Origin of the sequence: Sediminicoccus rosea (assembly GCF_033547095.1) — a bacterium.
GTDB classification, from domain to species: Bacteria; Pseudomonadota; Alphaproteobacteria; order Acetobacterales; family Acetobacteraceae; genus Roseococcus; species Roseococcus rosea.
In genome coordinates this window covers 2,325,796-2,338,127 of record NZ_CP137852.1, presented here as the reverse complement: position 1 = coordinate 2,338,127, position 12,332 = coordinate 2,325,796, and the positions used below count along the sequence as shown (strand labels likewise).

Genomic DNA, 12,332 nt, shown 5'->3' with positions numbered 1-12,332 from the left:
AGGAACCTCCGGCCCGACGCCGCCTGACCTTCGTCAAGACAGGGATGCCGCAGACGTCAGCGCACGCTTACTTCAGCAGAGGATGAGGCCGCCGATCTCCAGTACCTGTGCCTCCAGCGGTACCTGTGGCGCAGATGCGTACGCGGTCTGGTCGTGCGGCAGCTTCTGCAGATCGGCCGGGCCCAAATCGAGGTCGATCTCAACCGGCGTACCCGGCGCGAGGCGGAGCTCCGTCTCGAACTGCCGCAGCAGGATGCGCGGTTTGGTTGGGTCGTTGGTATTCCGGAAGCCAAACAGGTTCTTCACGAATACCCGATCGCCGATACGCACACGGATATGGCCCGTATCGGCCGAGACGTTGACCAGAAGACCGACCAGACGCCCGCCGACCTGCGTCGTCAGCCGCGCGCCGCGTTCCAGCCGGACGAAATCGCCCGAGTAGAAAGCCGATTCGAGATGCTGCACCTTGTGCGGCCCGGTGACCTTCATATGCTCCAGGCCGGCGACCGAGATCGAGCGCAGCGCGCCTGGCTGGTCGGCCCAGGCTGGCGGGACGTGACGCACCATGCCGAAGGCGGGCTCTGTCGCGATGCGTGCCAGAAGGTTGACCGCCATGTCGGTTGAGGCGGCCTCAGTGTAGTGCAGTTCATCCCGATAGCCGAAGCGGGCGGCGCCAGGGGGAAGGCGGAGTTTACGCATCCGTGCCGAGGGGTCGTCCGCATCAATGCCGGCCTCCGCACAGAACCGGCGGGTCTCCTCAATGATCGGGTCGACGCCGTTGATCGCGGCCTCGGCGTTCTCGCGCGGGGCTGTCAGCAGCATGGCAAAGCGGCCACCCTTCGCCGCGCACTCTTGTGCGATGGCGCGCAGCACGCTGCGGCGGAAGCCATGATCCATGCTGCCGTTCTGCACATAGACGGCATCGTTCAGCGCATGCTCAAACAGCACGAGGTCATAGCGCTCAAACAGCGAATCCTTGCCGATGCGCAGCCATCCATAGAGGCAGGAACTCGCGCCGATGCCGTAGTTGTGCACGGTGAGGCCCAACGCCCGCTCGCCCAGCGCCTCGAGCGTCCGACCCCAGCCGGAGGTCATGATCGTATTGGAGCCGCCGACTATGGCGATGCGGCGGATCGAGCTCGGCACTGAGCGGCGGCCGAACTCCGCCCGCAGCTGGGCCGAAGCTACCGCGAACCGCGGGTTCAGGGTGCGGCGCATGACCGCCCGCTCCAGCCGCAACAACGTCGGCATGTCGACCTGCGATAGGTTCAGCCTTTCGAACAGCGCCAGCGCCTCGTCGAACCGGGCCGCCTCAGCGAGCAAGACGATCCGCTGCGCTCGCGCGAGCGGCGGTACCGGATCGGCAGCGCGCCGACGACCTCGTGACCGGCCCTGTTCACGCCGCTTGACCGCGCGCTCGTAGGCGGCGCTGGCCTGCTGCACCATGCCGAACTGCGCGAAATAGTCGCCGAGCAGGAGCTCCTCGCCGGGTGTGGCGCCGAGATGATCGGCTACGGCCCTCGCCTCGGCGATCCAGGCCTGCTGCTGCGCTTCCATGCGTTCGTTGCGGCGGCGCAATTCGTCGGTGTTGCGGTCGCCCGGCTCAGCCTCATCGCAGGCGTCGAGCAGGCGCCGCGCCTCGTCGAAGCGGTTCAGCCGCGAGGCCTGGTCGGCCATGAGGCGCAGCAGGCTCACGGTCTTCACCTTGGCGTGGCGCTCGCGGGCAATGGCGGCCGCGCCCTGCAGGTCGCCTTGCATCTCAAGCGCGGAGATGCGCGCCATTGCCAGTTCGGGCGTCTCTCCATCGCGCGCCTCGATGCGCGCCAACAGTTCCGCGCCCCGTTCATATTGGTGGCCGCGGAACAGCGTGATCGCCCAGTTGATGAGCAGCTTGGTGGGTTCACCGGCGATCCGTTCGAGATCGATCAGGCGTGCCGCCTCGACATAGCGGCGCTGCGGGTTGAGATAGTCCACCAGCTCGCGTCGTACGGCGCCCGCGTCCGGTTCGCGCTGCAAGAAAGCAATGAGGTCGGCTGCGGCCGCATCGCCCTCGCCGGCGGCGATCCGGCGCCGGAAGATGGCGATCTGTCCGACGGGTGTAGCTGGGTCCTCCGGCTTGGCCGCCGCGGGCAGGATGGCGACGAGCGCCGCCCGCTCTGCTTCAGGCGGCCCTTTCGACCCCAGGCTCTGCATGAGGCTGCGGCCCCCAGCCGCGTCGCCCGCCTCGAGCAAGACGCGCAGCAGAGCTTCCAGCAGCGGCACGTCGGCCGGCGCCAAGGCATGCGCCTCGCGCAGGAAGTCCGCCCGCTCGGCCGGCGTCAGGTAGTTGCGGGCCAGCAGGGCGATGCGGCGCGCGCTGTCCGGGCTCTGCACGGCGAGCTCGCGCTGCTCTGCAAGCAACTGGCGGAACGCTTCGCGCTGGCGTGCTCTGTTGAGCAGCTGTAACTCGATCGAGAGCTGCTCGCGGCCGTATCGGCCGCACTCACGCAGCAGGCGCAGCTTGTCCTGCGCCGCGGCGCAATCTTCACGCGCCACGTCAGCTCGGATCGCATAGGCCAGCGCCGTGCTGACCTGGAAGAGCTGGCGCTGGGCCAGAGGGAGTAGACGACCCGCTTCCTCGGTCAGCCGCAGCGCCAGGGCCGCCTCGCGCAGCGCAATGGGCAGATCGCCCGCGGCCTGCGCGATGAGGGAGCGCAGATGCGCCAGCGCGGCCGGCTCGGCCCAGGATGTCGCGTGCGCGAGCACCTGCCGCGCGCCGACCATGTCCTCCGCCGCGAGCAGTGCCTCGACGAGACGCGCCAGCACCTCGGCGTTGCGGGGTTCCGCCTCCAACGCAATGCGGAAGAAGGCAACGCGCTCCTTGGCCGGTATGGTGGAGGGCGCGCGCAGCGCTACTGCGACTAGGTTGAGCCCATCACGTGCGGTGCGCAGCACCTCGAAATGCGCAACGGCGAGCCGAAAGAGGTCCTCGGTGCGCCTAGACCGGGCAAGTAGGCCGATCTCGCGAGCGAGGTCGGCCTCGTTGCCCAGTCCCTGCGCGCGCAGCGCCTCGAATCCGACCAGCGCCTGGTCATGCGCACCACTCGAATAGGCCGCTTCCCTATTGCTGCTCGGGCGATTCAAGTCGTCCATGTCCTGCCCTCTCAAGCCCTAAGATCAATGCATTTGCACGATTGTCATCGTGGGGCTAGCGCCCCCTCCGGCCAAGCGCGGTGTCGGTCAACCAGTTGAAACCTTGCATCACCCCCAGTCCGTCCGCTAGTAAACAACAAGAGGGCTTTCGTCGCTGCCCCAAGCAGGTTTGTTACCAGGATAAGGCGCTGGCCTCATATGTTGCATATTGTGATGAGCACCGACTCGCTGAGTTTGCCCCGTCCATGGTTTCAAAAGCATCCCAGCGACCAGCCCGAGCGATTTACCCGGTTCCGCCAAACGTACCCTTATCTGTTGGAAGGCCTGCTGAAGGAGCGTTTCCAGGCTAGCGAGATCCGCGTCAGCAATCTCGCCATGCGCGCCTCCAGCTTGGCCTCGTCCTACTCGCACCGGAACGAGTTGTTCTCCTGGATGGAGGCCGATGTCGCAGTGCTGCACAAGGGTGTCGTGGATTGCTGGCCGCGCGCGCAGCTGGACGGCCAGCCGCACACGACGCTGAAGGCCTTTCGCGAGGCAATGACGCGCCTGCTGGAGGAGCGCGAGCGCATGGCGCCGACGCTGCCCTTCATCGTGATCGGCATCTCGCCCACCAACACGGCCACACTGGCGAAGGAGCCTAAGGTGGCAGAGAATATTCGCGCCTACAATGCAGTCCTAAGCGAGCGGGTTGACGCCAACATGCGCTACATCGACATGGAACACGCTCTCACAGAGGCCGGCGAGGAATTGCTTCACCCTGATGGTCATCATCTGACCGCCGGGGGCCAGGCGCTGCTTGCCAACCGACTGCGCGACGCAATCATCGACCTGCTCGGCCCGGACTGGGCGGACCGCGACGCGGCCGCACCGTAGGCCGCGCTCAGCCGATACGCCGCACCAGCATGAAGGCCTCGGCCGCAGCGCAGCCAATAGTAGCGCCGCGCCAGCGCGCAAGGTGCTCGACCGCGGTCAGTGAACGCGCATGCGGCCAGGGGCGCATCTCCTGCCCATAGGCCTTTAACGAGTCCAACTTGCGCTCCAATTGCCCCTCGATCGGCTCGAACCAGTTCGGTTGGAACGCCAGCCCCGCGGCTACTGACTGCCACTCGGTCGAGGAGGCGGTCTCGAAAGCGAGGATTGTGGGCCGCGCCTGCCCGGGTTGGGGGCGAAACGCCGTCAACACGGCCTGATGTGCGAGGCGATGGTCCACGTTCAGGTCACCGATGTGGTGCGTGTAGACCAGGTCCGGCTGGCGCTCGCGCGCCACCGCTTCCACCGCCTGCGCCACTCGCAGCAATGGTACGCTGTCGATCTGGTTATCGGGCAGGTTCCCGAAGACGATCTCGCAAACGCCCAGGATGGATAGCGCCGCCCGCGCCGAGGCCTCGCGGGCGCGGCGGGCCGGCTCCGCCTCGGGACTGTTGCCGCGAGCGCCGACGCCGTCGGTCAGAAACATCACGGCGACGCTGTCGCCGGCCTCGACGTGACGGGCCAGTGTGCCGCCGCAGCCCAACACCTCGTCATCCGGGTGCGCCGCGACCACTAGGACACGGCTCACGGGAGGGCTCCCGCAGCATGCCAGGCGACTGCGCGCCGCGCCAAGGTCGCATCTGCCGCGGCCACGATTCCCCCGGCCTTCGCCATCGCGCCGGCGAATCGCCAAGGCGTGCCATTGAGGCGCAGAAAACAGCCGCCCGCCTCCGCGACCACCAGTGCTGGAGCGGCCATATCCCAATCCTTGACCGTGACGTCCTTGATGAATAACTCGGCCGCGCCGTCTATCACGCGACACATCTTCAACGATAAGCTACCGCACTCGACATAACCTGTACATCCCAGGCCCGTCATCGCCGCTGCGGCCACCCCGCGCGGATCTGGGTAGTTGTCGATGAGGCGGAGCGACCGCCCGCGAGGAGCGACGGCCAGTGGCGCACCGTTCAGCCAGGCCCCTTCGCCGAGCGCCGCAGTGTAGGTGAAGCCTAGGGCCGGCGCGACGATAGCGGCAAGCACGGGTGCATCCGCCACTATCAGCGCCGCCTGCGTGACGAACCCCGGAAAGCCACCGGCCCAACTCGCGGTGCCGTCGATCGGGTCGACCAGCCAGTAGCGGCCGGGGCGGGCTTCCGTGAAGGTCTCGTCCTCTTCGCTGACCACCGGAACGCCGGGCCAGGCGGCCGCGAGGGCTTCTACGAGGATGCGGTGCGCACGCATGTCGCCCTCCGCCTTGAACTGCGTAGCCTCCCAGTGTCCGCCCGTCGCGCCGGTTGCGCGCCATCTCAGCAGATCGCGCCCGAGCGCCTCCAGCAGATGGACCAGGGCAGGAAGATCGTTTGCGAGCATTTTTGGTGTCCAAACTAGCCGACAAGGCGTGGTGGCCGGAATGCGCGCGGCGGATGCGCTTGGCACTCACCGGGCGGCCGACGACCCTTTGGCGGGCCGCTGGACATGACGCTCGGCTTCATCCGGTAAGAGTTCCTGCTCCGCGACGTGACGCTTGCAGATGCGCCGGTGCTTTTCGCTTAGCGCGTTCGCCGTGCACCCACCGAATCATGTTGCAGTCGCGCTTGCCCTGTCAACCGGCGCCCCAAAAGCACTCCCGATCGACCTCGAAAAGGGACCAATTTTCCGACGTTGATCGACGCCCGGTGCTGCCCGGCGCGGAACCGTAGGCGCAGCGGCGGGCAACACCGGTTGAACCTGGAGTTGGAGTTGACCCGGCTTTGTGGACACCCCGGGGCGTGAGATGGAGGTGTTCAAGATGTCGAAATTCAGTGAAGTTGCCCCGCTTCCGTGGACGGTCGGTGGGTACCGCGGCCGTCGCGTAGCGAAAGAATGGATTGGCGGCTTGATCCGCGCCCGGGAACCTGGATCGCTTTTGGTTGGAGTTTTCTGCTGAGATTTCCCTGGCTGGGAGGAGCGGAGAACGGTGAAGGCATCGAGGTTTACGGAGGCGCAGAAGGCATTCGTGCTGAAGCAGGGCGCCGAGGGTCTTCCGGTGGCGGAGGTCTGCCGCAAGGCGGGGATCAGCCAGGCGACCTATTTCAACTGGAAGAAGAAATACGACGGCCTGCTGCCGACGGAGATGCGCCGGCTGAAACTGCTTGAGGATGAGAACTCGAAGCTGAAGAAGATCGTGGCGGATCTGACGGTGGAGCGGGAGATGCTGCAGGACGTCATCCGTCGAAAAATCTGAGGCCTGTTCGCAAGCGCAAGCTGGTCGACGGGATGCGAGTGGACTGGGGCATATCGATCAGGCGGGCCTGCCGGGCACTGTCCTTCGATACGTCCATGTACCAGTACAAGTCGCGTCGACACGGGCAGGCCGGTTTGGAGGAGCGGATCAAGGGGATCTGCGAGACGCGCGTCCGGTACGGCTATCGGCGCGTGCATGTGTTGCTGCGACGTGAGGGCTGGATAATCAACCAGAAGCGAACCCGCAGGATCTACAATGAGTTGGGCCTGCAACTGCGGCACAAGGCGCCGAAGCGCAGGGTGAAGGCGAAGCTGCGCGAGGACCGTCGTGATGCTGTGGCGCCGAATGAAACCCGGGGCGATGGACTTCGTGCACGATCAACTGGCGACGGGAGCTCGGCTGCGCGTACTGACGGTGGTCGACATCTTCTCGCGCTATGCGCCTGTGATCGATCCTCGGTTCAGCTACCGCGGCGAGGATGTGGTGCAGACGCTGGAACGGGTCTGCGCGACGGTGGGCTATCCGAAGACTATCCTCGTGGATCAGGGATCGGAATTCGTGTCCCGCAACGTCGACCTGTGGGCCTATGCGCACGACGTCACGCTGGATTTCTCGCGGCCGGGCAAGCCGACGGACAATGCCTACATCGAGGCCTTCAACGGCCGGTTCCGGGCGGATTGCCTGAACACGCACTGGTTCCTGACACTTGCTGATGCCCGCGAGAAGATGGAGGCTTAGCGTAGATACTACAACGAGGAGAGACCGCACGGGGCGATCGGCGATAAGGTCCCCTGTGAGCTGCAAAATCCCGATGGCGCAACCAGCGCGCCGTCGTGACCAAGCCGGAAAACTCTTACTTCCGGCGGTCCAAACATTGGTCGCGGATCACAACCCCAGAGGACTCTCCGTCTGAGTGGATACATCCAGGGGAGCACGTCAAAGGCGATCACCGTGCCGACGCTGGTGATGCATGGCGAGGACGACCAGGTTGTGCCAATTGACAACTCGGCCCGGACCGCCGTCCGGCTTCTGAAGGACGGTACACTGAAGACCTATCCTGGCTTCTCGCACGGCATGCTCACGGTAAACGCCGACGTGCTGAACCGCGACCTACTGGCTTTCGTGCGGGGCGCAGCCTGAGCGGACTGGCTACAGTTCCAGCGGTGTCGCAACGAAGCTGCGGCGCCGCAGCTTCCCTCCCGAGAAGGCGCCGGACGAGGGTTGGATCGCAGGCGGTGGTGGGGATGGCGGCGAGCCCGTCTGGTGTCCACCAGGCCGGCCGTCAGAGGGCCGGCCGAATCATGGGAGCGTGCCCGGCGAGTGATATCGGCGCGCACGGATCCCCTGCGTCGGATGGTTAACCGCGATCTTTGGCATCACCCCGTCCCCCGCAGCAGCGACACCAGCCCATTCGCCGTGCCATCCAGCCGCGCAATCACCGTCTGTCCCAAGATCAGCGTGAGCGTAGTCGTGCCCCGGATGAACTCCACGCTCTGGGTGTTCGCCCCGTTGTTGTGCAGAAGGACCACCCGCGCCACGTCCGGCAATGTCACCGTACGCCCCACCGGGGTAGCATTGATGGCTCGGATCAACACGGACTGCTGCATCTGCGCCGAGGTGACGGTGATGTTCCCCGCTGTCACATTGGCGTCGAAGGTTGCGGTCACCGCATTTTCCAGGCGGATCAGCGCTGCATTGGCCCTGACCTCACATTGATCGTGCGCGGCCGTGAGGCGCGCTCTGTCACATAGCAATATCATGATCCACTAATCGCTTGGCTCTATTCCGACGTAGAGCGAATGGTCCGTCACACGCACACGAAGTCCTGCGCGACGACGGAGATGACCATGACTGATCGCCAAGCCTGCGCTATGCCGCACGACGCTACGCTGTATCGCCAGCGCCACCGTATTGAGATCATGTTAGGCAGGCTCAAGGACTGGCGCCGGATCGCCATGCGCTACGACCGCGGCGCTCGCACCTTCTTCAGCGCCATCACACTCGCCGCAACCGTCATCTTCTGGCTCGGTCAATGAAACATGAGCCTAGACTTCGCTCGCTTCCCCGTCCACGATCTGCACGGGCTTGAGGGAGCGGCCCTGCACTTCCTGGATGAGGAGCGTCAGCGGGTTCTCGGCGGAGCCAGCGACCTCCACCTTGTCGCGCCATTCGTCTCGGCGCCGGTTCTTCAGCCAGAAAATCGCGGCCGTGGTGTCGGGTGGCACATGCTCGCGGTAGGAGACGATGACCGGGGCGCCCTCGTGCTGGAGGATTTTCACCGCGTTGTAGGTGTAGCCGGTCGCCTTGGGGAACAGACTGCGCACCACGCGCTCGTCCGAGGCTGCCTTGCCGGTCTTTAGGGCCTCGCAGAACTCGGGATGACTGGCTTGCCAGCGATAGACAGTCGCCACGTCAATCCCGGTGGCGTCCGCGATCTCGATGTCGGTTGCGCCAAGCTCGCAAAGCTTCTGCGCCATGCGAGCCAGCTTCGGGTCGTAGCTGCTGGGGCGACCTCGCTTGCTTGCCGGCGCCTTGGCAGCGACCTGCTTGCGAGCTGGCGGCTTGGCTGCGGCCTTCTTCTTCGGCTTCACCTGAGCCTTGCCCTTCGCGGGCGTCTTCGCTGCTGCCTTGCTGGCCATCATGCGCGCTCGCCTGGGGCGGTGCTGGGCTCCTGGGGTGCGGTGACACCGGCTGACGCCTCCAGGGCCTCCAGGCGCGTCCTGGTGGGCTGGTGGGGGCTGCATCCTGCGGGCGTCGGTGGTGGGCACGCCTGCGCCCATACCATCGCCATCATGGGGAGGCCAAGCGAGGATTTGGGCCTGGTGCTCGCCATGATGGCCGCGACGGAAATCTGGGCTTCTGCGGATGTGTCAGTCCGGAGGGGTCAATTCCTGACAGAACGTGACGAAAGGTCGGGAGGGGGTGGGAGGGGGCCTAACCCTATATATAATAACAAAAAAAATTTTATCGTATGTATATAGATGGTATTCCCCCCCCGCTCTCCCCCCTTTCGTCACTTTCGTCATGGGGGTGCTTTCCTCTGTATATTTTTTTAGAGACCCCCCCCTTTATGCCCCCCCTATACTCCACCCCTTGCCGCAACGGACGAAAGGGGGCCGACGCTCGCAAAGCCTTGTATGGATTGACTTACAGCGCATTCGTTCCGTCATCGGTTCCGAATGACGCATGTTGGAAGTCTGGCCTGATCGTATCTCGTGGCGAGGCAATGTCTCATAGCGCGGGATTTTACTTAGCGCGGGGCTGCCTAGAATGGCGCCGCCATGCTTGCGTTTTTTCGCGCGGATATCGTTGCAGGCATCCCTCACGCGTCGCTCAGGCGATTGACTGTCCGATGTCTATCCGGATCTAGACAGGACCGTCGAAGGCTACCCCAGCTTCTTCGCAAGCTCCGTTGCATCCGGCGCATAGTAATCCATCAGCTGCCGGTGATCACGGTGGCCGGTGATCTTCGCCAGGTCCATCGGGTTGCCCACCTTCGGCGCGATGCGTGTTGTCGCCTCGCGCCGGCTGTCGTGGAAATGAAGGTCGTCCAGCTTGGCGGCCTTCACCGCGCGCCGGAATAGCGCATCGGCCGTCCCCGCCGGGATGGGCACGATCGGCGCGTCAGCATCTCCCTCGCCTACCATCTTCAGCAGCGCCAAAGCGCGCTGCGATAGCGGCACCAGACGGCCCCTGCCCGTCTTGGTCTGCCCGGCCCGGCCCTTCTCCTCCCCATCCAGCAATTCGACATAGGCGGCCTTCAGGTGCGCCCGTCGCCAAGTCATGCCCATGATCTCGCCGCGGCGCATGGCAGTCTCCACCGCAAAGGCGTGCATCCAGGCCACCCATTGGGATGAGGTGTCGGGCTTGGTCGTCCCATCCCAGCCCAGCGCCCCGCGAATCGCCGCGATCTCGTCATCGGATACGCGCCGCTTTCGGGCCGGCGGGTTCTTCGGCCGGCTGGTCAGCCGAACCGGATTGGCCTGGAGGCCGATTCGCCAGTCCTTGATGGCGGTCGTGAAGACGGCGGAAAGGAGGTTCAATTCCCGGTTCACGGTCGCCGCGGAGACGATCTTGAGGCGCGAGTCGCGCCAATCGGCCACCTGCTCGGGCCCGTAATCCCGCAGCGCGGTGCCGAACGAGGCATCGCGCAGCATCATGGTCAGCCGCACCACCTCCCACCGCTCGCCCCGCTTCCCAGGTGACACTTCCTCGGCGTAGCGGCGCATCAGGTCGGCCACGCTCAGGAACGCGGCCTGGCCGTCCTGCACCCGGGCGCCGGCCAGGAGCTTCGCCTCTTGCGCCCTCGCCCAGGCCAGGGCCTCATCATAGGTGTCAAACGTCCGCGCGAGGTTGGCGCCCCTCACCCTCACCTTCGCCCGCCAGGCCGCGCCGCGCTGCTCGAATGTCGCCATGCCAACCCCCCGATTTCTCCGCCGGAATTTGGGACACAAATGGGACGATGGGCAGTCCCAGGCAGTTAATGGACTTATATCGCCGTAATGGGGAGTATTGATTTGGCTTGGAAATCGGGGCTAAACGAGGGCGCCCGCCGCCTTTCCTGGGCACCACCACCTCAATCATAGTCGGAAAGCCCCGCCTCGACGGGGAATGTGAGGCCGCACGATGGCGAAGACGATGTTCACGCCGGCCGGCCCCATCCAGCTGCACCGCCAGGACCTGCCGCCCGACCTCTCCTTTGGCAGCGTGGTGGCCGTGGACACCGAGACCATGGGCCTCGACCCGCGGCGGGACCGACTTTGCCTGGTGCAGCTCTCCTCCGGCAACGGCACGGCGCATCTCGTGCAGATCATCCCTGGTGGCGGCCCCTCCCCCAACCTCGTGCGGCTGATGGAAGACCCGGGGGTGGTGAAGCTGTTCCATTTCGCGCGCTTCGACGTGGCCGCGCTGTTCCAGGGGATCGGCGCGACGGTGGCGCCGGTGCGCTGCACCAAGATCGCCTCCAAGCTCGTCCGCACCTACACCGACCGGCATGGTCTCAAGGATCTCTGCCGCGACCTGCTGGGCGTCGAGATCAGCAAGCAGCAGCAGACCAGTGACTGGGGCGCGCCCGAACTCACGCCCGAGCAATGCGCCTATGCGGCGAGCGATGTGCTGCACCTGCACGCGCTCTGGGCGCGGCTGGAGGCGCTGCTGGTGCGCGAGGGGCGGCTCGCGCTCGCCGAAGATTGCTACCGCTTCCTGCCCGCGCGCGGGAAGCTGGACCTGATGGGCTATGAGGAGCCGGATATTTTCTCGCATTGAGAAGACGCGGCGCCCGGTCCAGGGCGCCGCCCTCCAGACCCCAGCCGCCAAGCGGCAAAGCCGCCGCCTGGCGCCTCAGGCCATCGGTTACCCCGGATCAATCCAGCCGACGTGCCCGTCCTGGCGGCGATAGACCACGTTGATCCCGCCGCTCGCGCGGTTGCGGAAGACGATCACGGGGTGGCCGGCCAGTTCCAGGCGCATCGTCGCCTCGCCCACGGTCAGCTGGTGCAGCTCGCCCAGCGGCTCGGCCACCACGGCCGGGTGCTCGGCGCCCTGGATCTCGGGCGCTTCCTCGGCATCCTCGGCGGCCTGGACCACGTATTCGCGCAGCGTCTCCTGCGGCTCGCGCTGGCTTGCGGCGCCGCGCGCGTGTTCGTTCACGCGGCGTCGGTAGCGCCTGAGGCGCTTGGCGACATGTTCCGCGGCCTGGTCGAAGGCCTTGTGCGCATCCACCCCCTGCCCCTCGCCCCGCATCATCAGGCCACGGCCCGCATGCAGGTTGATGTCGCAGGCGAAATGCCCCCCGGCACTGCCCTTGGCATCCTTGCGAAAGGTGACCCGCGCCTCCAGCGCGTGGTCGAAATACTTCGCCGTGATCGCCCCCAGCCCATCCTCGACATGGGTGCGCAGAGCATCGCTGGTGGCGACCTGCTTGCCGGCGACAGTGATGTGCATGTTGGTCACTTCCCCTCAGTCATTCCGAGCGCAGACACAAAGCCTGCGCTCTTGGCCAGCCGCC

11 protein-coding genes and 1 pseudogene are annotated in these 12,332 nt (G+C 65.7%); 5 read left to right on the top strand and 7 right to left on the bottom strand.

All coding sequences use genetic code 11. The features are described from left to right. Nucleotides 1-72: 72 nt before the first annotated feature. The gene (locus R9Z33_RS11285) at nt 73-3,132 is read right to left on the bottom strand and encodes a hypothetical protein (RefSeq protein WP_318651396.1); all 3,060 of its coding nucleotides are present in this window, start codon (nt 3,130-3,132) and stop codon (nt 73-75) included. 213 nt (nt 3,133-3,345) lie between these two features. Between R9Z33_RS11285 and R9Z33_RS11280 the strand changes: the two genes are divergently transcribed. Further along, nucleotides 3,346-4,005 (top strand): SGNH/GDSL hydrolase family protein, encoded by a 660-nt coding sequence (locus R9Z33_RS11280; RefSeq protein WP_318651395.1) that lies wholly within the window; start codon nt 3,346-3,348, stop codon nt 4,003-4,005. Nucleotides 4,006-4,012: 7 nt separating this feature from the next. On the opposite strand, the gene R9Z33_RS11275 is transcribed toward R9Z33_RS11280, so the two are convergent. After that, entirely contained in the window at nt 4,013-4,690 is a 678-nt protein-coding gene (locus tag R9Z33_RS11275) for a PIG-L deacetylase family protein (RefSeq protein ID WP_318651394.1), read from the bottom strand. Further along, complete coding sequence (locus R9Z33_RS11270) at nt 4,687-5,472, bottom strand: inositol monophosphatase family protein (RefSeq protein WP_318651393.1); 786 nt, start codon at nt 5,470-5,472, stop codon at nt 4,687-4,689. The genes R9Z33_RS11275 and R9Z33_RS11270 overlap by 4 nt, the downstream gene beginning before the upstream one ends. Nucleotides 5,473-6,058: 586 nt before the next feature. On the opposite strand from R9Z33_RS11270, the pseudogene R9Z33_RS11265 reads away from it, so the two are divergent. Together R9Z33_RS11265 and R9Z33_RS11260 are read left to right on the top strand one after the other, a co-directional pair. Next, nucleotides 6,059-7,162 (top strand): annotated as a pseudogene (locus R9Z33_RS11265) (IS3 family transposase). A gap of 36 nt (nt 7,163-7,198) precedes the next feature. Further along, the gene (locus tag R9Z33_RS11260; RefSeq protein ID WP_318651638.1) at nt 7,199-7,465 is read left to right on the top strand and encodes an alpha/beta hydrolase; all 267 of its coding nucleotides are present in this window, start codon (nt 7,199-7,201) and stop codon (nt 7,463-7,465) included. A 236-nt stretch (nt 7,466-7,701) separates the two neighbouring features. Here the strand turns inward: R9Z33_RS11260 and R9Z33_RS11255 are convergent, their stop codons facing one another. After that, nucleotides 7,702-7,992 (bottom strand): hypothetical protein, encoded by a 291-nt coding sequence (locus R9Z33_RS11255; RefSeq protein ID WP_318651392.1) that lies wholly within the window; start codon nt 7,990-7,992, stop codon nt 7,702-7,704. 132 nt (nt 7,993-8,124) lie between these two features. Here R9Z33_RS11255 and R9Z33_RS11250 point away from each other — a divergent pair, with 132 nt between their 5' ends. Next, the gene (locus R9Z33_RS11250) at nt 8,125-8,361 is read left to right on the top strand and encodes a transposase (protein ID WP_404830670.1); all 237 of its coding nucleotides are present in this window, start codon (nt 8,125-8,127) and stop codon (nt 8,359-8,361) included. A 9-nt stretch (nt 8,362-8,370) separates the two neighbouring features. Here the strand turns inward: R9Z33_RS11250 and R9Z33_RS11245 are convergent, their stop codons facing one another. Beyond that, nucleotides 8,371-8,967, bottom strand: coding sequence for a hypothetical protein (locus tag R9Z33_RS11245; RefSeq protein WP_318651390.1), 597 nt, complete (start codon nt 8,965-8,967; stop codon nt 8,371-8,373). A gap of 744 nt (nt 8,968-9,711) precedes the next feature. Next, nucleotides 9,712-10,740 (bottom strand): site-specific integrase, encoded by a 1,029-nt coding sequence (locus R9Z33_RS11240; RefSeq protein WP_318651389.1) that lies wholly within the window; start codon nt 10,738-10,740, stop codon nt 9,712-9,714. Nucleotides 10,741-10,951: 211 nt separating this feature from the next. Here R9Z33_RS11240 and R9Z33_RS11235 point away from each other — a divergent pair, with 211 nt between their 5' ends. Further along, complete coding sequence (locus R9Z33_RS11235; RefSeq protein WP_318651388.1) at nt 10,952-11,590, top strand: ribonuclease D; 639 nt, start codon at nt 10,952-10,954, stop codon at nt 11,588-11,590. Nucleotides 11,591-11,677: 87 nt separating this feature from the next. On the opposite strand, the gene hpf is transcribed toward R9Z33_RS11235, so the two are convergent. Beyond that, nucleotides 11,678-12,268 (bottom strand): ribosome hibernation-promoting factor, HPF/YfiA family, encoded by a 591-nt coding sequence (hpf, locus tag R9Z33_RS11230; protein ID WP_318651387.1) that lies wholly within the window; start codon nt 12,266-12,268, stop codon nt 11,678-11,680. Nucleotides 12,269-12,332: the final 64 nt, after the last annotated feature.